The organism is Tahibacter aquaticus (genome assembly GCF_004363655.1).
GTDB classification, from domain to species: domain Bacteria; phylum Pseudomonadota; class Gammaproteobacteria; order Xanthomonadales; family Rhodanobacteraceae; genus Tahibacter; species Tahibacter aquaticus.
This window is the reverse complement of sequence record NZ_SNZH01000004.1, coordinates 105803-128648: the sequence shown is the minus strand read 5'-3', so window position 1 is coordinate 128648 and position 22846 is coordinate 105803. Positions and strand designations below refer to the sequence as shown.

Genomic DNA, 22846 nt, shown 5'->3' with positions numbered 1-22846 from the left:
AGGCTCCCTGTGAAAATAAGCGCTCAGCAACTCGAAGACTTCGCCTCCAGGAGCCCCGCCCAGAGGTTGCTGCCGGAGCTGGTTCGGCGGCTCATCCGGGCAACCGCCGACAGCATTGAGGATGTATTTTTTCCCTCCGGCGAATCGACGTTCCGCCCGGGGGCCGACGGCGTGCTGCGAGCACAAGGGAAGCCACCCTACGTCCCCGCAGGGGTCTCCGTATGGGAACTTTCCACCGAAAAGGATCCGCCAAAGAAAGGTCGGCGCGACTTCGAGAAACGGAGCAAGCCGGACGCATGCGACCGCTATCTTGATGTGGATCGCTCGCAAGTTACCTTCGTGGCGCTCAGCATGCGGCGGTGGCACACCGACGGCGGCCTGGATCGCGACGGGTTCGAATGTGTGCAGCGTGCTCGAGGGGTGTGGAAGGACGTCAAAATCTTCGATGCCGATCATCTCGAGGACTGGCTGGACCACAGCCCCACGGTCCGCGCATGGCTCGCTCGCGAGATGGCAATCGCGTCGGTGGACATGAAAAGCATCGAGGCCTTTTGGGACGACTACCGCCACGGCATCTCTCCTCGTATGAGTGAGCGGCTCCTGCTGCTCAACCGCGACGCCGATGCCGAAAGAACAATCCAGTCGGCCGTGCGCGGTGAGGTTTTCCGGGTCAAAGCCGACTCACCCCACGAAGCAGCAGCTTTCGTGGCAGCGTCGGTGTTGATGCTCCCTGAGGAAGCGCCGCATCGCGCCGCCTTGCTCGCCAAGGGCGTGGTGATCACCAAGCCAGAATCGGAAGCGTATCTGACCGATTCCGACCAAAAGTTGTTCGTCGTTGTGCTGGGGCGCGCGATCGATCTTGCGAGTCGGCTTGCGGCGCGGGGCCACACCGTGGCGGTGGCCTACGGTAGCTCGCACACCGCGCGCGGAAACAACAGCGCTCTGATCGACTTGCGCCGACCAAAGCGGCACGAGTTTGTCCAGGCGCTGCAAGACATGGGGCTGCACGAGAGCGAGGCGCGAACCACGGCGGGGAAATGCCATTGCAGCATCACCGTGCTCTACCGCATTCGTGATCTCGCTCACTCTCGGCGACCGGATTGGGCGACACCGCAACAACTGAGCCGCCTGCTCGGGCCACTTTTGTGCGGTGCGTGGATGCACCTGAGCGCTGCCGATGGCGAGATCGTCGCCGAACTCGCCGGCTCCCCCTACGAGCAGGTAGAGCAAGGTATCCGCGACGTGCTCTACCTCGATGATTCCCCGGTTCGCAGGGAAGGCGATCTCACGGCGCTCAGTGCCCCCGCCGATCTCTGGCAGATCGGCATCGAACACCGCGTGATCACCCGAGCCCATCTTGGCCGGTTCCGCGACGCGGCGATCACAGTTCTTGGCGAGCGGGATCCGGCCCTTGATCTGCCTGCCGATCGGCGGGCCTACGCTCGGATCGAAGGGAAGGGCATGAAGTACTCGTCGTCCCTGCGTCGGGGAATCGTTGAAGTGCTGCGTCTGATCGCCATCAACGCTGAGAACCTCACCTACGTGGATCGAAGTTTTTCCGCCCAACACTTTGCGGATGGCGTGGTGCAGGATTTGCCGGGTTTGGCGCTTGACTACCAGACCCTTGCAAGCCTCGATTCGCTGTTGCCGGATCTGGCGGAGGCCGCGCCCCTCCCTTTTCTCTCGGCTCTTGAAACATTGACCGGTGGTGACAGCGCGAAGTTGGCCCCAATTTTCGAGGGCAGCGACAATCCGGTCTTCGGTCGAACGTTCTATCTCGGCACCCTGCGTGGGCTCGAGGTGTTGGCTTGGGACCCCGCCTATTTCGTTCGTGCCACGCGGCTGCTCGCCCTACTGGCCGAGATCGATCCGGGTGGCCGACTGAACAACCGCCCCATCAACTCCCTGGCTCGGATCTTTCTCCCTTGGGCGCCGCATACCAACGTTTCGCATACGGCAAGGCACCGTGCGTTGGAAAAGCTCTGCGCCGGGTTTCCGAGCATCGCGTGGACCTTACTTGCCAAGCTGCTTCCGGAACAGCAAGGCATTTCGTTCGGTACCGCGGAACCGAAGTGGCGGGAGTCCGGATCTTCGCAAAGGCCTGATACAACCTACCAATCCGAAGCGTGCGACCACGAGTTCGTCGTGCAAATCGCTACGCCTTTGGCAGGAACCGATCCGACACGCTGGATCAAGTTGATCAAGGCGGTTGCAAGCATCAAGAACGAAGCACAGCTCGATGCGCTTTTGGCAGAGATCGACTGCAAGCGCTCGACGTTCGTAGCCGAAGGCCAGGACACGTCCTTGTGGGACGCGCTGTCGGCGCTCGTTGCCAAGCATCGTGCCTACGCGTCAGCGGGGTGGGCGATGCCTGTTGCCATGGTCGACAAGATCAACGCCACCACCGCCCGTTTCGAGCCGAGCGACCCGGTCGACCTCTACCGTCATCTGTTCGACGCAACGTTGCTCGAGCGCATGGACCCGAAAGAAACATCGGAGCAGCGGCGCGCGCGTGGACAAGGCCAGAGGGACGATGCCGTGGCCAAGATCGTGTTGCAGGGAGCTGAGGCCCTTATCAAGCTCTCGCGCCAGGCTAAGGCACCGGGATTGCTTGCTCCATCGATTGTCAGGACCGGTTCGCCAGAGACGGTCGCAGCGTTCGTTCTATCCACCTTCGATGGGGACGATCGGATTGCGTGGCTTTCGTCGCTGGTAAGTGGAATCGGCGTTTCTCGATTTGGCCTCTCATGGGGTCAGGGTTTGGTAGAAAACGCGGAGCGTCGAGGCGCGACGTCCGTTCAACTCGCTGCCTTGTTGCGCGCATGGGACGACACGCACGCGTTGCTCAACCTCGTCGCGTCGAAATCGGCGGAAGTGCAGTCTGCGTACTGGACATCGCGGGATGCGTTTGTGCGAAGCGACGACGAGGCTCTCGTTGCCGAAGCCGTCGAGCGCATGATGGAGCACGGACGCAGCGTGGATCTGATCCCGTTCGTTGGGGGTCGGCTGGAGCAGAGCGAAAGCACGGCCCTCGTGCGCTTGCTCGCTGGAGCGCTCGAAGAAGTCATTGCGCAGCCCGAGAGGGCGCAACACATCGACAGGTATTGGTTGGGCGAGATCTTCGAAGCGCTAAGGGCGCGAGCCGATGTTGGCCTCGAAGAGCTCGGAGCTCTTGAATACCACTGGTTTCCCGCCCTCCATGCATACGGCGCGGCGCGTGAGTTCGCGCTTCATGACCACATGGCTGAAAACCCCGAGTTCTTCGTGCAAGTGCTGAGCGATCTCTACCGCGCGGACGATGAAATCAAGGATGACGAGGGCGGAGCGGTGGACCAGCCCGATGAATCCGATGAGTCCGATGCTGAGGCCAATCTGCGCGCCAAGGCGGAGATTGCGTACAAGTTGCTGGATTCTTGGCGGCGGCTTCCATGGCTCAACGCCGAGAGTGGTCTGGGCTGTCAGAGCATGTTGAGTTGGGCTCAGGAAGTTCTTCGTCGTGCGAGCCAGGTTGGACGCGTTGGCGTGGCTGCCCGCGAGATAGGTAAGCTCTTGGCTTGCAGTCCGGATGATTCGGACGACAACATGTGGCCGCATCGGGTTGCCCGGGACTTCATCGAAGCGTTGGCGAACGACGAAATGGAGTCGGCCATCGTGATCGAGTTGTTCAACAAGCGCGGTGCGCATACAAGGTCCGCGGACGGCGGTGGAGAATCAGAGCGGGCGCGCGCACTGATAGCCGACGGCTGGGCGGACCAACTGCAGGACCAATGGCCGAGGACCGCGCACGTACTTCGGGAGAGCGCTAAGGATTGGCTGCTCCACGCGCAATGGGAAGATCGTCAGGCGGCTGAGAAGAGGATCAGCTTGTAGCTGCGGATTTGCCTCCGCCGGCCGTTGATCGTCATGCAGCATGCAGCCCCGACCGGCCGGGTTGATGTCGACCGCGATCCGGGTGATGGCGCCTCATCACCCGCGGTTCGCCTGCACGGCGCCGCGGTGCTCTACGGTCGAACGCCAAGACGTGGGCGGACGCAGCGCCACGAAAGCTTGACGCGCAGCTTGTCTTCCAGCGTTAGGGCCTGTTCGTAGGCAGCCAGCGCCTCATCGAAGCGGCAGAGCCGTTTGAGCGACGCACCGCGGACGCGGTGGGTTAGAGTCGCTCAATCCTCGTTTGCGGCTCTGTTCTCACCTCAAGTTGGTCGAGGGTACGTGCCCTTGAAAAGCTGATAACGGATCGGGGGTAGGTTGCTGCAACTGCCGGAAAATCGATGGTTTCTGAAACACCAACTTGAAGTGAGAACAGAGCCCTCGTTTGCTAGCGCCTTCCTGCAGAGCGGCGTCGGCCGGCGAAGCCCCCGCGTTCCCTGTCCGGATCGAGCTTCAGGAGATCTCGGGCTGCAGATAGTTTTTGCCGGAGAAATTCCCCCTGGGCAAGGGCGCCGCCGCCCACGCAGACGCACCCAGTAATTCGCCGTTGTGTGAACAGCGGAGCGCGCGCACTTCCAGCGGCTACTGGGTGCGTCACGAGCTCGTCGTAACGGGCGTCTCACCTGAAGTCGTAGCAGGACGCGGCACGACCGATGGGCTCACTCCCCATCCAGTTCGGATGGGGACGGCGTCTTCATCAGCCCATGCATTCAAGCTGGGCGTCTACGTCGCTGAAACTCTAACCTGCGTTGCCCGCGCAAACCCGGGGTGGACAGGACGAGCAGTAGGACCACGACCTCGCCGCGTTCATCCCCTGCGCCGCGGCACCGTGAGCGAGGACGGCACCCATGTCGTCACCGATCCCGGTTCGGACATCGCCACGGCAGGCTAGGGCGGCGCACCGGCGGTTCCGCCGCTCGAAACCCGAGTGCGCCGCCGTCGTTCATCACGCGTCAGCGTTTTTCCGATGCCCGATTAGTTCTCAGGAGGGCTGGTCGGGAGGCTGGGAGCTGTCCTACCCACGAGAAATCCAGGCCACACCCGTAACGCCCCCCCGGCGCAGTTTCCGGAGCTGCCATGACTCCTGATTTTGCAGCGAGTCGTGCCGGTCCACCGGCCCCGCGCGCCGCCGTAGGCTGTCCTGCCGACGCACAGGGCTCGTCCTCCGCACCCCTGGCGTTCCCCTTCCACGATCCGTGCGGCACGCGGCTGACGCGCGGCGAAGGCGAGCGGGCGGCCCTACCGTTATCGAGCCACTATCGAGCCACGGCGGCCGAGGGCCGAGCGCGGAGCTTTCCCTGCCGGTCGACCGGCGGTGTGTAAACGGTTTCGACGGCGCACACGCAGCTCACCTGCCACGCCCGCAGCGACCACCGTCGGACGTCGTCGGACGCATCCCGCCAGGCGTCGAGGAACCGCCGCACTCGGGGCAGCAGAGGCTTCGTCCCGACTTGGCGCGCGATGGCGTCGATCTGCTGCTGCAGCCGTACCGGATCGTGCCAAGCCAGCGTTCGCGTTGAGCGAGGAGGCGCGATCGCGACCAGTTCGCCGAACGCTTTCTCCAGTTCCCAGCGCGACATGCATCGGAGCAGGCTTCGGTCGCTTCGCGGCGATCCGCGGGGCGTGATTCGGTGTGCCCTTGAGCGGGCGGAGCGAACGCGCGTGGCGACGGTTGGCAGCACGGTCTTCTCCAACTGGGACGGACCACTGTAGTCCCGCCCGGTAGTTTGTCGAGGCACGAACCTGCGACAAGGTCGCAGTTCTGGTCGACGCCGGGAGCGAACAGTCAGCGGTCAGCGACCTCGCCGGTTCACGATCGAAACGCGGTGCGGCTCAGCGGGATGCCCAGCGTCAGGATCGCCGGCCGGTGCGGGGGCGGTTTACTCGCGAGCTCCGTCGATCGTTGTAGCTGCGTGCCTGCACGCCAGGACGGATGAGCACACGGGCGCCCCAATTCCTGCCCGGTTGGGCGATTTCCACCCTCGCCAACGATTCAGCGACCCGAACCATCGTGTTGAGGACCTGATCCCACCCTACGGTTGTTGCCGTGCGGTAAGCGCTGCAACTCAGCGATGGTTGAGCGCGCGCGACACGTCTTCGAACAACGCCTGCGCGGTAGCCATGGTAAGGCTGCCGACGATCGGAATCGTGCGGCCATCGGCTTCCAGTTCGAGTTGGTAGGAAATGGGCGCGTAGGCGTTGGCGTCGGCAACGTGGCGTGCGGCACCGGCGGCGGCAAGACCACCGGTCATGCCCGTTCCTGCGGCGAACAGCATCACGCTGCTGTCTTGGACGTTGCGATAGACGAGGCGGCGGATGCGCGAGGCCGCGATCACCTTGCCGTTGCGCAAACGCACGCCGTGCAAGCCCGCCGCGAACGTCCCAGCTGGTGCTCGGCGGCTGCGGAACTTCGCCAGGGATCCAGCGCGGCCGACGACGTAGGACCCCAGGAGGATCAAGCCCAGGAGCGCGCCGACGACGGTATGCGGCACCGATCCATGGTTCATGTCCATCCCGATGTAGCCACCCATGAATCCCTCGCTTGTCGGCCGTGAGCGTCGGCCAGCAGTTCGTCCGGTTCTCCACCTGATGGCCGCCGATGGGAGCGACTCCGTGTGGGCCGGTCTTCCTCGTCGTTGGTCCACGGAGATCAAGACGCGGCAGCCGACCTCCCGCCGGCGCCTCGATCTCGGCTCGGGCGATGGTTGACGGGTCTCGTGTCCCACAAACGGGGCTCACCAGTGACGCTTCGGAGTCGGCGTGCCGTTGAGCGCCTTCGATCGTCCCCGTCCAGCCCGGTGACGCCGCGGGGCGCTTTCAATAAAATGAGGTCGCGTCGGGAGCGGGGTTCCGCAAGGGGGGAGTGAATGCAGACGTATCTGGACGCGCATGCGGCCTTCGTCCACTGGCTCGACGGGGCGGCGGATTGCGACCCAACCGCCGAGCAGGTCGAACAGGCGATGTTTGCTTTGGCCGCGCAAGCCGCTCAACGAGGCATGACGGGCGCGCACTGGATGTTTGTGGTCGATGGGCTGATCGCGCACGCCAAGCGTCGATGCCCGGATAACCCCGAGCTCTCAAGTTTCGTTGCGCGCGGCTTCGATTTTTCCACGAAGTGGCCTCCTGCAATCTCGATCTGACGCAACGGATGCATGGCTGCGGCTGACCCCACGGCATCGGATCAGCCCGATCTGCACCTGCACAAATGTGCCAAGTCCCCCAATCAAACTAGGTTGAAGCCTTTCGTGCGATCGCGCCGCGCACGACTCCATCGACTTTCCCGGCCAACCGGGCGAACCCGTGCGCGTTGGGGTGGATCTCGCCCACCCCGTCGGCCGCGTCGGCGAGGGTGCCCCGTAGATCAGCCAGAAACACCGTGCCGGCCCGACCGTAAGAAACATCGACATCACCCCACGAACGACGCGCCCACGATCCCGCGATCGTCTTGAACGGCAAGAGGCCCTGCCGGAACATTCCCCGCTCGCTCGTGCCGTACGCGCGACAGCGGAGGCCGCGCAAGGAACGCGGGGTCTATCGGATGCGGGCTACGCCGGTGCGGACAAAAGCGCCGCCGGAAAGGAACTGAACTGGAGATTGCGCGCAAGCAAGGCGCGGTCAAGGCGATGCAAACGGACGTTAGAAGCAAGCGAGCCAGAAAGCAGAAAAGCGCCAAGCGAGCATCCGAGCTCGCGGGGAGAATCCATTTGGCGCAATGTCAGCTCGCGTGAAGGTTCGCTTCAAGGGACTGGCAAAGAACACGGCACAGGATCACGCTGCTCGCTGTCCGATTTGTGAGTAGTGGGTCAATTTTGGATGTGGCCGCTGCGGCCCGGCCAAAACATCCAAACCAACCAAACGGAAGTTGCCAGCCAAATAACAACCATCGCCGCCATGCCCCAATAGCTCTTCGGTCTGCCTTCGCGGCGGATCGCCTCCTGCCGGAACTCATCCATCAGCGACGAAGGTATGAGCTTGACGGCGAGTAGGATTCCGAGCGGCACGATGACGATGTCATCAACGTATCCGATCACCGGTATGAAGTCGGGTATGAGATCAATTGGGCTCAACGCATAAGCGGCGACGGCGCCCGCCGTCAGCTTCGCATACCAAGGGACGCGCGGATCGCGCGCGGCTATCCAGAGCGCCACCACGTCACGCTTTATGTTTTTTGCCCAGGTTTTGAGCGACGCGAAAGCCATCGCAATTCCATCCGCTGCGTTCGCAAATTTCAAACTACCCCACTGCGCATTTGTAGATGGCGCGAAAGCGGTTGCTGGCCACGATGGCGAGTTGCGTCCGCTAGCAGCTTTCTCAAGACGAAAGTGCTGCAGTCGTAACCTTCTCGGTGTTTTCTTGCGAGCATACCCAAAGAGCCGACCTCGGTAGCGGAACTGCCTTCTCGTGCGCGATTCTTTGGGGTTGTTCAGAGTTTTCTCCTACCGCTCAACGTCCTCATCGTCCTGGCTGGGCGCGGAGGCACGCTCGAACTCCGCCAGTACCGTCGCGTCCCAGATTTCGAGCTGGCGCGAACGGAACGGCTGCATCCATTCCGCGCGATCCCGCGCATGAGGATCGGAGCGGACGGGGTAACGCACGATCATTCCGTGCGGATGCTGCTGCGTCCACGCGGGCAGGTCGTGCGTGTGGATGTCGTCGATGGGTCGTGCAAGACGGCCGAAGAAGTGGAACTGGCCGGCGTAGCCTCCCACGTTTGCGACCGGCCGGCCGGCCGTCTGGGCGAGAGCGATCCGAGCCGCTGCAGGCCTCAGGTCGAAGTTTCGGTACATGCTCTGGGCGAACAGCATTTGCATGAGCACGGCGGCGCCAAGCGTCACGCTGGCGATGCGAGCGATCTCGTGACGACCGTGCGCCCACACCAGCAGGACGGCACCGAGCGCGATGAGACCCGGCGCGAACCAACCGCCGACGGCAGCAACGTCGCCGAGCCACCGCGGCCCCCTCTGCGCATCGAGGAGACCCAGGGAAAGCGCCACCAAGGCAAGGGCCACTGCGAACAGAAGCAGGGCGAGCGGCCACGCGCTCCAGCGCCGACGACCGGTTCCTGCCGGCTGCGCGCGTGCGAGAACCAGGGCGATCGCTATGCAGGCGGCGGGCAACAACGGGAGGAGGTAGTAAACCTGCTTGCCGGAAATGAGGCAGAACACGACGAACGTCGGCAGCAGCCAACTGGCAAGAAACCGGCTGCTGTCGTCCAGTTGGGGGCGTTGCGCGAACACCGCGCGCCACAGCCGCGGCCAAGCGACCCACGGGAACAGCAGCACCAGCAGCATCGGCAGGTACCAGTGCAGCGGGCGCGCATGATCGAAGCTGTCCACCACACGCCCCGCCGTCTGCAGGAAGAACAGTTCGTTGCGATACGCCTCGCCACCGGCCATACCGGCCGGAACGGCCCAGGCGAGTAGGACGGCCAAGCCGGCGGCGACGCCCAGTGCGCCCCGTCGGTACCAGCACCAAGGATCGGCTCGCGCGTACTCGCTCCACCACGGGCCGAGCAGAAGCGGAAAGGCCACATGCAGCAGCATGACCGGCCCTTTGGTCATTAGGCCGGCGCCAAGTGCCAGGGCGAACCAGCCCCAGCGCGGACGTCCGTGCATCGCCCACAGCGCGAGCACGACGGTCAAGGCCAGCAGCGTCTCGTACATGATCTGCAAGCCGAACAGAAAGGGGTAGACCAACGCGCCCAGCAACCATGGGACGCTCGCCGCGGCCGCCGGTCGGAGGTCCAGAACGCGTCGCGCAAGCGCGGCGGACGCGGCCAGCCAGCCGGCACCGATGCCGATCTGAAGGACGCTCGGCCAGATGTCGTTGACGCCGAAGACCGCCCAACCCGCATGGATCAGCCAGAACAGCAGCGGGACCTTGTGGCTGTACGGCTGCCCGTTGATGTGAGGCACGAGCCATTGCCCGGTGTTCCACATTTCCCAGGCGACGGCGAGCGTGCGCGTCGAATACAGCGGCATGGGGCCGTGCTGAAAGATCGCCAGCAGCGCCAGGCAAAACCAGAGCAGCAGCCATACGGGTGGGAGGTGCGAAGCGCGTAGTGACATGGAGGACGAGCGTCGTGGATGAATGGGCATACCGCCGGGCTGCGGGCGTTCCGGCTGGGACGCGCACGCAAACCAATGTTGCCGTTACCGCAAAGCGAACAAAGTAAAAAAGATACCAAGTGCCGGCGGGCCGAAACACGCCGCGAGCTTCGGCGGACAAATGTAAAGTCGTCTCAGGGCAATCTCAGGCGAACGTTAAGCGCTGCTGGATGGGGCAAACTCAACGCTGCTTTGCTGCCGATTGCCGTCATGAAAGAACCCCGCAGCGTCCTGTTGGTGGAAGACCAGCGCGACATCGCCGCCAACATTTGGGATTTCCTGGAGCGGCGCGGCTACCACGTCGACCACGCGTTTGACGGGGAGGCGGGCATGGCGGCCGCGTTGCGCGGAAACTTCGACGTGATCGTGCTGGACCTCGGCCTTCCGCGCCTCGACGGGCTGGAGCTGTGCCGCCGCCTGCGTGAAACCGACCAGCGGACGCCGGTGCTGATGCTGACCGCGCGCGACACACTCGACGACAAGCTGCGTGGCTTTGCCGAGGGCGCCGACGACTACCTCGTCAAACCCTTTGCCATGCGCGAACTCGAGGCGCGCATCCGTGCGGTATACCGCCGCTGCCAGCCGTCCACCGACGCGCCGCTCGTCGTCGGCGATCTGCGCTACGACCCCAAGACGCTGCGCGCGACGCGACGGGGACATTCCATCGAGCTGACCCGGGCGCAATCGGCCATCCTGCACCAGCTGATGCTGCATTCACCGCAAGTGCTGACCCACCAGTCGTTGATCGTGGCGGTGTGGGGCGACGTCGGCGGCGACGCCACGGTGGCCGCGTTGCATACCCACGTCTACGAGTTGCGCAAGTTGGTCGACCGGCCGTTCGGCGAAGCGTTGATCCTCAGCGTGCGCGGTGTTGGCTACCGTATGGAGAAAGACCGATGGCACGACGGTTGACCTTGCGTCAGCGAATTGCGCTGGCGTATTCGGCCCTGGGCCTGATCCTCAGCTTGCTGTTCGCGCTGGCGTCGACCTACCTTACGGAAGACTACGAAGAAATCGTCGTCAACGAAATATTGCTCGGGCAAGCACAGGACTACGCCGAGCGGCTGCGCCAACAACCCGATCTCCCGCTGCCGGTCACGCACCGGCTCAGCGGTTACCTGCGACGTCACGATGGGAGCGGGTTCGTCCCGCCCGATGTAGCCGATCTGCCGCCCGGCATCCACGAAGTCGACGATGCTTCCGACCCTGGCAAGCACGCCGGCGTGTTCGACATCGATGCGGGCAGGTTGACCTTCGTCATCAACCTCAACTCGATTGAGGCGCTGGAAGACTATCTGCTTTGGTTCATGCTCGCCGTCGTCGCACTCGGTACGGCGGCCAGCGGCTGGGTAGGCTGGTTGCTGGCGGGCCGCACCATAGAACCCGTGCGCCGGCTCTCGGCGGCGGTGGATGCCTTGCCGTCGCGGCCCCAGCCGACGCAGCTGGCGGGTCTCGTCGGCGAAGACGAGCTGGGTCGTCTCGCCAAAGCGATCGACGCCTACCAAACGCGGTTGGTCGATGCCGATGCGGCCGAACGCGCCTTTTTCGCCGACGCCAGCCACGAGCTGCGCACGCCGATCGCCGTCGTTCAGGGCGCCGCAGAAGTGCTGCTCGATGAAGCCGGCGCGCAGCCGGCGCTGCGCCGGCGGTTGGCGCGGCTCGAACGCGGCATGAACGAACTGACGGATCTGATCAATGTGTTGCTCGGCCTGGCCCGGCGCAGCGCCTACTTCGCCGGCAGCGTCGATGCCCGCACCCTGCTGGAAGAAAGTGCTGCCTCCCTGGCGTCGGCGGTCGAGCCGCGCTTGGTGCAAATCGACATCGAGGCCACGGGGAACCTGCGGGTTCCACGCGCGGAAGCCGTGCTTGCCTTGCGTGGAATACTTCGCCGGCTTCTGCCGCCCGGGGCCGGTGGTGCCGTGCGCCTGCGTGCGCACGGCGAGCGGATCGAACTGCACTACCGCGCATCCACGGCGCCGGCGACGCCCAACGGACCGGACGCTGCGCGCAGCGACCGTCATCTCGGGCTGACGCTGATAGGACGTTTCGCGCAGCATCTGGGGTGGCGATTGGAAGAAGAGGCAACCGAGACCGGCGAACACCGCATCGTCGTGCGGTTGCCTGCTGAATCCTCGGGGTAAGGCGGTCTGCGCAAACCGACCCGGCGCATGTGTCTTACCGCAGCGCGTGCCGCTGAGAGCGTCGGATGGTTCCCTTCATCGCACGCTGAGCAGGTGATCCATGCAACTTCCGCAATGGGCTCTTTTTGCGTTGGGTTCGGCGGTGTTCGCGAGCCTCACCGCGGTTTTCGGCAAGATCGGTATCGAGGGGATGAACACGAACGTCGCGACGTTCATCCGCACCGTCGTCGTCCTCGGGGTAACCGCGGCACTCGTCACGTGGCGCGGCGAGTGGCAGCCGGCATCGATCCCACTTCGCGGCTGGGTTTTCCTCGTGCTCTCCGGTGTGGCTACGGGCCTTTCCTGGCTGTGCTACTACCGCGCGCTTCAGCTGGGACCGGTGAGCCAGGTTGCGCCGGTGGACAAGCTCAGCGTCGCGTTCGCGATCGTCCTGGGCCTGGTCTTTCTCGGCGAAACGCTGAGCTGGAAGCTCGCGATCGGTGGCGTGCTGATCGTGGCCGGTTCGATCGTGATCATCATCGGCTGACACGACGGTAGCTGTCAGTTGTTCGCGCGCAGCGTCCGCTGCACTGCAGCGCGCAGTTCGAACACACGCAACGTTCCGCAGGCAAGCAACGCGATGACGGCGCCTACGCACCAAGCGGCGGCGACGTCGGTGGGCCAGTGAACCCCGAGCACGAGGCGCGACAGACCTACCAAGCCGGCCCAAGCTAAGGCGATGGCGAGCACGCCGGGCTGCGCACGCGGCGCTATGCGGCCGAGGCAAAAGACGAGGCAGACGGCGATCGCCGTGGCAACCAGGGTGTGCCCGCTGGGAAAGCTCGATCCCCAGTCGTACTCGGTTGGCCACAGTGCCGGCCGCTGCCGGTCTACGACCGATTTCATCAGGTAGACGCTAAGCGCCGCGGCCGTCGCGGTGGCTGCCAACAGCACTGCTTCGGAGCGACGGCGACGGGCGAACATCAGCAGCGTCAAAACCACGGTGCCGGGAACCAGCGCGTACCACGACGCCGTCATCGTCGCCAGTGAGAAATAGGGCACGAATGCGTCCGGCACCAACGCATGCAGCCGCAGCAGCAGCTCTCGGTCGACGCCCGAAGACGTGCCGGCGATGGCGTCTTCGCCGAGGTCGATGGCGACTACCGCGAGCAGGATCAAGAGTGCGGTCATGCCGGGCCGCACACCGGCCGCCTCTGCGAGTGCCGGCCAACGGCGCCGAAAGCGATGCTCAACGATCAAACAGCCGGCAATACCCAGCAAAAGCGCCAACCCATCCTCCAGCCACTCACTCATGCGGCTACCGTGCAGGTGTGGTCAGAACGGTCGAATTCTCGCGGATGCATCGCGTCAGCGGGGTAGGGCGGCGTCGGCACGTCTCGCTGACAGCATGCCGTTGCTGAAGAGATAGCTGGCCGTCTGGTAGTAGCTGATCGCCTCGTGCGCGAGCGTCGCATCGACGGCCACCTCCGGCTGGACGTTGTTCTTTTCGTAGTCCGGCTTGACGCTGCCGAGATGACCGCCGGGCGAAAGTTCGATGAGCTGGTCGTTGCGCAGATAGCCCAAGCGCTGGTAGTTGCCGATGAAAGCCCGTTCGCGCCCCGGTTCGAGGCGGAAAATGTCGGCGCCGAAGAAGCGGCTGCGGTAGCTCATGCCGAGCAGGCCGAGCACGGTCGGCGCGATGTCGACCTGACCGATCAACCGTTCCATGCGTGCCGCGGGTATGTGCTTTGGCGAATAGATGATCAGCGGAATGTGATAACGGAACACCGGGAGGCTGGCAATGCCGCCCGACGATGCGCAGTGGTCCGCCGTTATGACGAACAGCGTGTCGTCGAACCAGGGCTTGCCGCGCGCGCGGCGTAGCAGATCGCCAACGGCCCAATCGGTGTAGCGCACCGCGCTTTCGCGCTTGCCCTGTGGTGCGTCAACGCGACCTTCGGGAAACGTATACGGACGGTGGTTCGAGGTCGTCATGACGTGGGCGAAGAACGGCTTACCCGCCGTGTAGGCGCGGTCGAACTCATCCAGCGCCAGACTGTAGAGGTCCTCGTCAGCCACGCCCCAGATGTTGGCCTGGTGGATCTTGTCCGGCGCGATGTCGCCGCGGTCGTGCACTTCGTAGCCGTTGCTGCCGAAGAAGTAGTTCATGTTGTCGAACGCACCGTAGCCGCCGTAGAGAAACTCCGACACATAACCTTTGTCGTTGAACACCGTAGCCATGCTGAACAAGCCTTCGTTGCGCGGCCGCTTGACGATGGACTCGCCCGGCGTCGGTGGCACCGACAGGGCGAGGGCTTCGAGGCCGCGCACCGTGCGTGTGCCGGAGGCGTACAAACGCGTGAACAGGAGCGACTCACGGGACAGTTTGTCGAGTTCCGGCGTCAGACTCGGATTGCCGCCGTAGGCGCCGGAGTAGAACGCGGACAGGCTTTCGATGCTGATGAGCACGACGTTGAGCCGACGTTCGTCGCGGTCGGCCCGGATGGTCCGCGTGATGTCGAGCGGATCGTCGCTCACGAACTGCGCGTCGGGCGTCTCCAGCAGGGTGCGAAGATTCGCGAACGCCGTCGCTTCGGGTAGCGTCGTGTAGAACCGCGGGTACGACAGCTCGCTGGAGCGTACCGCGGCGAAGAACTCGTAGATGCCGTTGCCGGCGAGTTGGTTGACGTATTCGTTCGACGTCTGCTGCTTGAGGTTGCCGCTGACCGCGAGCGCGGTCAGCACCGTGATCAGCAGCCATCCGCCGGCCACCACGCTGCGCGAGCCAAACGTCGAGGACGTGTCGTCAGGCCGGCGCCAGCGGCGCCCGAGCATGAAGATCGCCGCGGTCGCGAACAGGATGCCGGCGACGATCGTGCGGATCGGGTAGGACTCCCGGATGTTGCCGATCACTTCGTTGGTGTAGATCAGGTAGTCCACGGCGATGAAGTTGAAGCGTGTCTGGAACTCGTCCCAGAACGTCCATTCCGCCCCCGCGACGAACAGCAGCACGAACACGAGCACGTAGCACAGCACCGCTAGCACGCTGCGGCCGAAGCGCGCCGTATACCAGCGCCGGGGCATCAGCCACAGCAGCAGTACCAGCGGCCAGGCAAAGTCGACAAACGTCACCAGGTCGTAGCCGAAACCGACCACGAACGAGAACAACCAATAGCCCGGTGACGCAGGAAGGCCGTCGCCGGTTGCGATCAGCAGGGCGAGCCGCGTCAGCGTCGAAATGCTCAAGAAAACCGCGGCAAGCCATGCCAACGGCCGGAACCGCGGCCAGACGGAGCTGATTGGATACAAAGAACTTCCTGAATTTCGCGCGCGACCGCGCCACTCACGACAGGTTCGCTGCGTATGTGTAAGGGCGCCTCACGCGAATCTCAGGCGTTCGTTAACGCCGGCCCCGGTGCAACGCATCCGCCTCAGCCGCCGGGTCGATCGACGAGCGGCGGAACCTTGCTGCGTGGGTCTCCACGAATGAGATTTTGTCCACCCTTTCTGAAAAAATACGGCACAAACCGCCCGCAATTTCCGTGCATCGCACCGTCGCGGTTCGCCTCGGAAAGAGGACGATTTAACACGCGGCTGAGCGTCGCCTTAGCGCGGCTTACAAACGCTCGCCGATAGTGAGGCGCAGCCGAATCCTCCGGCGTCAGCCTCACTCCCATGCCTCTCATCGAACTGCACGCGAGCCCGCGGCTTTCACGCCGGATGGGCGGGACGAACTCGGCCGATGTTGTCGACTTACCCGCGCAAGGGCATGCGCAACGGCCCGGCGGATTGGGCGCGACGGTACCGCGGCTGCTCTATCGGTTGCTCGTGTTCGCGTTCCTTACGCGTCTGCTCACGCTCGGTCTCTACCCGCTGACCGACAACACCGAAGCGCGCTACGCGGAGATCGCACGCAAGATGATCGAGACGGGGCAGTGGCTCGTGCCGCAGATCGACTACGGCGTGCCGTTCTGGGGCAAGCCGCCGCTGTCGATGTGGCTGACGGCGATTTCGTACGAACTGTTTGGCGTGAACGCATTCGCCGCACGCTTGCCGTCGCTGCTGCTGGGTCTGGCTGTCTGTTTTCTCGCCTACCGGCTTGGTGCGCAATACAAGGGCAGAGAATATGGTTTGCGAGCAAGCCTCGTTGTAGCGACCAGCTTGCTGATGCTGGTGAGTGCGGGCGGAGTGATGACGGACCCGGCCATGCTGCTCGGTACGACCCTGTCGATGGTCGGCTATTGGCTCGCATTGACCACGTCCTCGCGAAGGTGGGGTTACTTGTTCTTCGTGGGGCTCGCCATCGGACTGCTCGCCAAGGGGCCGGTGGCGACGGTACTGACGCTGCTGCCCATCGGCGCGTGGGCGGTGCTGACCGGGCGCGTGGCCGAGAGTGGACGCCGGCTCCCGTGGGTGCGTGGCACTGTGCTGCTCGGCGTTCTCGTCGTGCCGTGGTACTGGGCGGCGGAAATGCAGAGCCCAGGATTTCTGCGCTATTTCATCGTTGGCGAACACCTGCAGCGCTTTCTCACGCCGGGATGGAAGGGTGATCTCTACGGGGTGGGCCATGCGTACCCGCGTGGCACGATCTGGCTGTATGCGTTGCTCGGCACGTTGCCGTGGTCGCCTTGGCTGGTCTGGCAACTGTTCCGGCGCGGCGCGGTTCAGCCGCTCGCGCCCCTGCGCGGCGGCGACGGCTGGACGCTCTACCTGATCTGCTGGATGCTCGCGCCCGCGGTGTTCTTTACGTTCTCGCGCAACATCCTGCCGACCTATTTCCTGCCCGGCCTGATTGGCTTTGGCCTGCTCGTGGCGCAGGTATGGCAGGCGCAGGCTGCGTCGGCGGCAGCGCGGCGCACGGGCTGGCTGGCGCTGGTGACGCCGTCGCTGGCGGTAGTGCTGCTGGCCGCGTGGGCGCAATCGGGTTTCCAGTCGCAGCAGGACATCGTGGCGGCGTACCGCCAGGACTCCGCAAAGGACGGCGCACTGGTCTACTTCCGCCAACGGCCCCATTCCGCCGAGTTCTATTCGCGCGGGAAGGCCGCTCGCGTTGACGACGCCGACGCCATGCGCGCCTACCTCGCACGTCTGCCGAACTCGTATGTAGCGACCGAGGTCAACGCGTTGGACTTGCTGCCGCCGGATCTGCGCGCGCAATTGGATGAGGTCGCGGTTTCGCGCACCGGCAAATACGTGCTGTTGCGGCATCTTGGCGGCGAACCCCGGTTTCCAGCGGCCGAAGCGGTGCGCAACGTGCCGGGCGATACGAACGCCAGGCATCCGGCGGGTCCACACCGGTTGCGCACCTCGCGGGAATGAGATGAGTCGACGCGGCACCTGCATCGACGCATCCGCGGCTGCACGTTCACGGAGACGCGCCAGCCGGAAGGCGGATGTTGTGCAATCGATTTCGCTACGGCTCAACGACGCTCTGCGGTGCTCAACGGCGTGTGCACGGCTTCAGAATCCGAGGACAGGGAAGGCGGCAGCACGACGCGGAACGACGTTCCGCGTTCGTTGTCGACGACAGCAACTGTCGCATTGTGGACATCGGCGATGGCTTTGACCAAGGCCAGACCCAGACCGTTGCCCACTTGAGTCCTGGACCCATCCAGACGCACGAACGGCCGGAAGATGCGTTCGCGCTCGCCGACAGGAATGCCGGGTCCGGTGTCTTGGACGACGGCAACGAAACCTTCTGCCTGGCGGGCCAAGCTCACGCGGATCCGAGTCCCTGAAGGCGTGTGGCAGATCGCGTTTTCAACGACGTTGACGAGCATCTGTGTCAGGAGGTCACGGTCCCCTTCAACGAAGACGTCGGGCTGGATGTCGGCCGTCAGCAGGTGTGCGGCGTCCTCGGCGACGGGTACGAGCGCATCGACCACCGTCGTAAATACCTCACTGAGATCGAGGCGTGCAAAACCGCGGCGCGGCGAGCCGTCCTCGATGCGCGCAATCCGCAGCAGTGCACCGAAGGTGCTGAGGATGCCGTCGACGTCGGTCAGGCAAGCGGCGATCGTATCGCGTTCGCTCGATCCGTCCGCGGCCGCCTCTTGCGCCGACTCGAGCTTCTGACGCAGACGCGACAACGGCGTACGCAGGTCGTGCGCGACGTCGAGCGACACTTGGCGCAATCGTTCCATCAACTGCTCGATGCGGTCGAGCATTTCGTTGACGTGGCCGCCGATGCTGTCGAACTCGTCGTTGCCGGGCGTCAGGATGACGCGACGGGAAAGCTCACCCGCACCGACCGCTTCGGTGACCGAGCGCAGCGCATCGGTTCGGCGCCGCAGACGGCGACTCACGATCGTTCCGCCGGCCACCGCGAGTACGAGCGTCAGCAGACTCATCCATCCGAAGAACCCCGCGTAGAGTTCTTCCAGTTCCGTCAGCAGGAATGTATCCCGACCGACCGCCAGCCATCGGCCGTTGGGGAGCGGTTGCGCGAGAACGAGCAGGCGGTGCTCGTCCTGATCCGCCACCGGCGTTGCCGTATCCGGATAGGGAATCTCGTGCCAGCCGGCGCGCAGCGCCGGCAGCACGAAATCGCCCTTGAGCAGTTTTCCGTCCGGAGCGAACAACGCATACCAGCCCAGGCGCGCATCGTCGTTCCCTCGATAACGCAGCACGCGCTCCACGTCCGGGGTTTCTCCCGCGGGGTCCGCCGCAATCAGCGCTGCGAGCTCGCGCTCGACATCGCGGTGCAGCTGATTTTGGGCGTACGCGGTCATGCCCCCATAAAGCCCCGCGAACAACAAGGCCGCGAGCGCGAGGAACACCAGCGCCTGCAACGCCGCCAGCCGCAGCCAGAAACTGGGGCGCCAGTCAGCGAGGTTCACGAAGGCTGTATCCCATGCCTCGGATCGTATGGATCAGCTCCGGGGCCGAGCCGCGACCAATCTTGGCGCGCAGCCGGCTTATGTGCGTCTCCACGACGCTGGTCTTCGGGTCGAAATGAAACCCCCACACATGTTCCAAAAGCATGGTGCGGGTGACCACCCGGTTGGCGTTGCGCATGAGGTATTCAAGGAGCTGAAACTCACGCCCCTGCAGGTCGATCGGATGGCCGTCGCGCACGACGGTACGGCGTACCAGATCCACCGTCAGCCCTCCCACGCTCAACGTGGTCTCTACCGACGAGAGCGGCGGCCGACGCGCCAGCGCATGTACGCGCGCCGTCAGCTCGCTGAAAGCGAACGGCTTGGTCAGGTAATCGTCCGCACCTGCGTTGAGTCCTTCGACACGCTCCGCGGTTTCGCCGAGCGCCGTCAGGACGAGGATCGGCAGCGCGTTCTTCGCGCCCCGCAAGGTGCGCACGATGCTCAGTCCGTCCAGGCGGGGCAACAGCCGGTCGATGACGGCCACGTCGTACTCACCTGTGCTGGCCAGATACAGGCCGTCGCGGCCGTCGGCGGCGAGGTCGACCACGTGCCCGCCCTGGCGCAAGCCTTTCGCAAGCCATTCGGCCGTCTGTTGATCGTCTTCGATGATCAGGAGGCGCATCGGTATCGTGGGCACCCACGGCTGGGTTGGCGTCAACGGTAGCGCAATCGCCGCCTAGAAGTGTTTGCTCCAGCCGACCATGAAGCCGTCCGGCAACGCGTTGAGGACCAGCGGTTGTTCGCGGCCGTGCGCATACCATCCGAACGCAGCGCCGACCGCAAGCCCGGCGAGCACGTCGCTCTGCCAGTGTCCGCGGACCTTCATCCGCGCGACCATGTCGTAGGCAGGAAGCACGCCCAGCGCGTAGACGGCCGGATGCTCGTCGCCGTATTCCAGGACGAACGGCATGACCGCCGCGGCCATCTGGGCGACTTCGCCGCTGGGGAAACTCTGATTGCCGCGGCCCTTGAAGAAGGCGTTGGGATCGTCGGTCCGACTCGGTCGCTCGCGCGAAAATGTGAACTTCATGACTTGTGTCGTTGCGCCGGACAGGGCCATGGCATCGACGGATTGCCATAACGTGCGGCCCAGACGGCTTTCGCCACCTTCCCACACGGCGCCACCCAGCACCGCAGCACCGACGCCAATCTGCAGACCGGTCTGAACCGATCGACGCCAGATGCCGCTGTTGTCGTAGTTCAACCGGTGGTCGATGCCGAAGGGACCGCCACCGGCCGACGCGACGGGCACGATCGACAGGCACGCCAAAACCAACGCGATGCGTTGCATACCGTTCATGGAGTTTCTCCGCAACGTGCCCCGCCGGTCGGCGGGTCCGGGCGGAGCAAGCCTACGAAGCAGTCCTTGTGCCCAGCATTCCATGGGCTTACGAGTTCGTAAGGTGCTTGCCGGCAGGTTGGTTTACCGATTGGTAAGAACCGGGACAGCCGGCGTGGAAATCCGTCGGCCAGACTGCAACGCGTCGACACAACGACGGAGCGAGCGGTGCGAACAGGCGCGCGATGGATCGGCATGGCGGTTTTCGCGGGGATCGCGGGGTGCGTGGCCTACACGCCGCGTCCCATCGATCTAGCGGCCAAACACGCTTTGTTGGCGGAGGCGTCGCTCGATGACGAAGCCACTGCACGTTTGCTGAATCAATGCGGGATGGGGATGCCCACGCCCCACCGCGAATGGAAGAAAGCGGAGCTCACCTGTGTGGCGCTCGCGCGCAGTCCCCGCATGAGTGCGGCACGAGGCGCGGTCGAAGAGGCGCTGGCGGGTGCGATCACCGCGCGTGCGCGCCCCAACCCTACGCTGTCGGTATCGTTGGATCGCACGGCAGGCGTCTCCGCCTTGCCGTGGCTGTGGGGGTTCGTGTTGGATGTTCCGCTCGACGGCAGTACCCGGCGCAAACTTCGCATGGCCTCCGCCGATGTAGCGGTGCGGGCGGCACGCCTGGACTATGCAGAGCAAAGCTGGGCGCTGCGTCGTGACGTGCATGCAGCGGTCCGCAGCATGCTGATGGCGCGTCAGCGAACCGAAGTGGCCGAGCGGATGACAGCCGCCGCGCGGGATTGGTTGGCGGCCATCGAGGCGCGGATCGTCGACGGCGAGGCGGCGGCTGTCGAACGCGGAGCTCCCCGGCTGGCGCTCTCCCGCGCGTTGGGCGAGCAGGCGCAATCCCGCCAACGCGCCGATGAGGCTTCCACGCGCGCGGCCGTAGCACTGGGGCTGTTGCCGAGCGCCCTTTCGTCGACGCGGTGGCAGGAGGCGTGGACGCTGCCGCCTCCGCCCGTTGCCGATCTCGACGCGTTGCGACGGAACACCTTGGCGCATCGCGCCGACCTCGCACGGGCGCTGCGCGACTACGACGCCAGAGAGCTCGACCTGCAGGGCGAGGTGAGGAAGCAGTACCCACAACTATCCATCGGCCCGGGTTATACCTACGACCACGGAGCGCGCAAACTCACGTTCGCGTTGAGCGCCACCTTGCCGCTGTTCGATCGCAACGCCGGACCGATCGCGCAGGCCAAGGCCCGACGGCAGACTGCGGAAAGCCGTGTGGACGCTGTCCAGGCGACGATCGCCGCAGAGCTCGACGGCGCCGTCACGGGCTTGGTCACCGCCAATGCGGCGCTGATCGCTGCGAGCGAACAGCGCTGGACGACGGCCCGCGCGTTCGACCGGCTTCGACGCGCTCGCGACGCGGGTGCTGAAGACCGTGCCGCGTTGCGCGCCAGCGAGGTTGAAGCGCTGGACGGTCAACTGGCCGAGCTCACCGCTCTGGAGTCCGAGCTCACCGCTCACGCCGCGCTCGAAGACGCGTTGCGTCTCCCGCTCGATGCCGAGGAGCGCGCGTTCGCTCGTTCGGTGGCCTACCGCGAGGATCAACCCAATGAGTAGAAGCCGGGTCGTTCAACTCGGGCTGTGCGTGGGGCTCGCCTGCGCATCGGCGGCGAGCGCCGAAGTGTCGTTGACGCCGGCACAGCGCGACAACCTGGGTGTGCGGACCACGGTGCTGCAGGCTGTGGCGGCGTCGCAGCAGGTCTCTGCCATCGCTCGGGTTGTCGATCCTTTGCCGTGGATCAAGCTCGACGGAGACTGGCGCGCTGCGGTCGCCGTAGCGCAGGCTGCGCAGCGCGAAGCCGAACGTTCGCAGCGGTTGCATGCCGCAGAAAGCACGGTGTCGGGCCGAGCGCTGGAAGCCGCCGATGCGCAAGTGGTGGCGGAGAACGCTCGACGCGACGGCCTGGACGCGGAGCGCCGTCTGACGATGGGTGCCGGTCTGGCTGGCCTGGGCGATGCGGCGCGCCGGCGGTTGTTCGACGATCTGGTCAAGGGACGTGCCCGTGTCTTGCGGTTCGAAGCGTTGGGTATCGAACCCGCCGGCACCGTGTTCGACGGTGCAAGCCTTGTGGACGATGCGTCAGCGCCGTCGATCGAATGGCTGGGACGCGCACCGCAGGCCAATCCAACGAATCTTGCACCGGGCTTTCTGGGCATCGCGCACGGGCTCGACGCGTCGCCCGGCGAGGTGATCGGTGCGCGGCTGCACAAGCCCGGTACGCAGGTGGCCGCGCGCGTGCCCGCAGCGGCCTTGCTGCGCTGGAACAAGGCAACGTGGGTATACCGGCAGCGCGACGCGCAGACGTTCGTGCGCACGGCGATCAGGCTGGTGCACCCGCTGGACGACGGCGACTGGCTGGCCACGGGCGTGAAAACCGGCGACGCGGTCGCGGTGGCCGGAGCAGCAGCGCTGCTGAGCGCCGATCGTGCCCAAGTGCCGGCCGGCGAGGTGCCCTGAAC

At 64.9% G+C, this 22846-nt stretch carries 18 protein-coding genes; 8 read left to right on the top strand and 10 right to left on the bottom strand.

Going from position 1 to position 22846, the window contains the following annotated elements:
- Positions 1 to 9 precede the first annotated feature (9 nt).
- Positions 10 to 3870: a hypothetical protein gene (locus DFR29_RS07970; RefSeq protein ID WP_208113542.1), complete on the top strand. Its 3861-nt coding sequence runs from the start codon at positions 10 to 12 to the stop codon at positions 3868 to 3870.
- Between the two features lie 1313 nt (positions 3871 to 5183).
- Here DFR29_RS07970 and DFR29_RS07965 read toward each other — a convergent pair.
- Together DFR29_RS07965 and DFR29_RS07960 are read right to left on the bottom strand one after the other, a co-directional pair.
- The gene (locus DFR29_RS07965; RefSeq protein ID WP_133818053.1) at positions 5184 to 5507 is read right to left on the bottom strand and encodes a hypothetical protein; all 324 of its coding nucleotides are present in this window, start codon (positions 5505 to 5507) and stop codon (positions 5184 to 5186) included.
- A 486-nt stretch (positions 5508 to 5993) separates the two neighbouring features.
- Positions 5994 to 6458, bottom strand: coding sequence for a hypothetical protein (locus DFR29_RS07960; protein WP_133818052.1), 465 nt, complete (start codon positions 6456 to 6458; stop codon positions 5994 to 5996).
- Positions 6459 to 6794: 336 nt separating this feature from the next.
- Here DFR29_RS07960 and DFR29_RS07955 point away from each other — a divergent pair, with 336 nt between their 5' ends.
- Complete coding sequence (locus DFR29_RS07955; protein ID WP_133818051.1) at positions 6795 to 7067, top strand: hypothetical protein; 273 nt, start codon at positions 6795 to 6797, stop codon at positions 7065 to 7067.
- Between the two features lie 88 nt (positions 7068 to 7155).
- Here the strand turns inward: DFR29_RS07955 and DFR29_RS07950 are convergent, their stop codons facing one another.
- The 3 genes from DFR29_RS07950 to DFR29_RS07940 all read right to left on the bottom strand — a co-directional run bounded on the left by DFR29_RS07950 (position 7156) and on the right by DFR29_RS07940 (position 9995).
- Positions 7156 to 7383 carry a hypothetical protein gene (locus DFR29_RS07950; protein WP_133818050.1) on the bottom strand — a complete coding sequence of 76 codons (228 nt, stop codon included), beginning with the start codon at positions 7381 to 7383 and terminating at the stop codon, positions 7156 to 7158.
- Positions 7384 to 7730: 347 nt separating this feature from the next.
- A complete protein-coding gene (locus DFR29_RS07945; protein ID WP_133818049.1) occupies positions 7731 to 8126 on the bottom strand; it encodes a YkvA family protein in 396 nt (131 codons plus the stop codon).
- Between the two features lie 237 nt (positions 8127 to 8363).
- Entirely contained in the window at positions 8364 to 9995 is a 1632-nt protein-coding gene (locus tag DFR29_RS07940; RefSeq protein WP_133818048.1) for an ArnT family glycosyltransferase, read from the bottom strand.
- Between the two features lie 249 nt (positions 9996 to 10244).
- Here DFR29_RS07940 and DFR29_RS07935 point away from each other — a divergent pair, with 249 nt between their 5' ends.
- The 3 genes from DFR29_RS07935 to DFR29_RS07925 all read left to right on the top strand — a co-directional run bounded on the left by DFR29_RS07935 (position 10245) and on the right by DFR29_RS07925 (position 12701).
- Positions 10245 to 10946, top strand: coding sequence for a response regulator transcription factor (locus DFR29_RS07935; protein ID WP_133818047.1), 702 nt, complete (start codon positions 10245 to 10247; stop codon positions 10944 to 10946).
- Positions 10943 to 12175: a sensor histidine kinase gene (locus tag DFR29_RS07930; protein WP_166653953.1), complete on the top strand. Its 1233-nt coding sequence runs from the start codon at positions 10943 to 10945 to the stop codon at positions 12173 to 12175. The genes DFR29_RS07935 and DFR29_RS07930 overlap by 4 nt, the downstream gene beginning before the upstream one ends.
- A gap of 100 nt (positions 12176 to 12275) precedes the next feature.
- Positions 12276 to 12701, top strand: coding sequence for an EamA family transporter (locus DFR29_RS07925; protein ID WP_133818045.1), 426 nt, complete (start codon positions 12276 to 12278; stop codon positions 12699 to 12701).
- 14 nt (positions 12702 to 12715) lie between these two features.
- On the opposite strand, the gene DFR29_RS07920 is transcribed toward DFR29_RS07925, so the two are convergent.
- Both DFR29_RS07920 and DFR29_RS07915 read right to left on the bottom strand, forming a co-directional pair.
- Positions 12716 to 13468 (bottom strand): phosphatase PAP2 family protein, encoded by a 753-nt coding sequence (locus DFR29_RS07920; protein WP_133818044.1) that lies wholly within the window; start codon positions 13466 to 13468, stop codon positions 12716 to 12718.
- 54 nt (positions 13469 to 13522) lie between these two features.
- Complete coding sequence (locus DFR29_RS07915; RefSeq protein WP_243745990.1) at positions 13523 to 15178, bottom strand: LTA synthase family protein; 1656 nt, start codon at positions 15176 to 15178, stop codon at positions 13523 to 13525.
- Positions 15179 to 15829: 651 nt separating this feature from the next.
- On the opposite strand from DFR29_RS07915, the gene DFR29_RS07910 reads away from it, so the two are divergent.
- A complete protein-coding gene (locus DFR29_RS07910) occupies positions 15830 to 17473 on the top strand; it encodes an ArnT family glycosyltransferase (RefSeq protein WP_133818042.1) in 1644 nt (547 codons plus the stop codon).
- 101 nt (positions 17474 to 17574) lie between these two features.
- Here the strand turns inward: DFR29_RS07910 and DFR29_RS07905 are convergent, their stop codons facing one another.
- From DFR29_RS07905 to DFR29_RS07895, 3 genes are read right to left on the bottom strand one after another with little or no spacing between them, the layout of a single operon-like run.
- Complete coding sequence (locus tag DFR29_RS07905; RefSeq protein ID WP_133818041.1) at positions 17575 to 18993, bottom strand: sensor histidine kinase; 1419 nt, start codon at positions 18991 to 18993, stop codon at positions 17575 to 17577.
- Positions 18980 to 19657, bottom strand: a complete 678-nt coding sequence (locus DFR29_RS07900) for a winged helix-turn-helix domain-containing protein (protein WP_133818040.1) — start codon at positions 19655 to 19657, stop codon at positions 18980 to 18982. Before DFR29_RS07900 ends, DFR29_RS07905 begins: the two co-directional genes overlap by 14 nt.
- 54 nt (positions 19658 to 19711) lie before the next feature.
- A complete protein-coding gene (locus DFR29_RS07895) occupies positions 19712 to 20335 on the bottom strand; it encodes a phosphatase PAP2 family protein (protein ID WP_341829848.1) in 624 nt (207 codons plus the stop codon).
- A gap of 234 nt (positions 20336 to 20569) precedes the next feature.
- Between DFR29_RS07895 and DFR29_RS07890 the strand changes: the two genes are divergently transcribed.
- Positions 20570 to 21943, top strand: a complete 1374-nt coding sequence (locus DFR29_RS07890; protein WP_133818039.1) for a TolC family protein — start codon at positions 20570 to 20572, stop codon at positions 21941 to 21943.
- Positions 21936 to 22844 carry a hypothetical protein gene (locus tag DFR29_RS07885; RefSeq protein WP_133818038.1) on the top strand — a complete coding sequence of 303 codons (909 nt, stop codon included), beginning with the start codon at positions 21936 to 21938 and terminating at the stop codon, positions 22842 to 22844. The genes DFR29_RS07890 and DFR29_RS07885 overlap by 8 nt, the downstream gene beginning before the upstream one ends.
- Positions 22845 to 22846 lie beyond the last annotated feature (2 nt).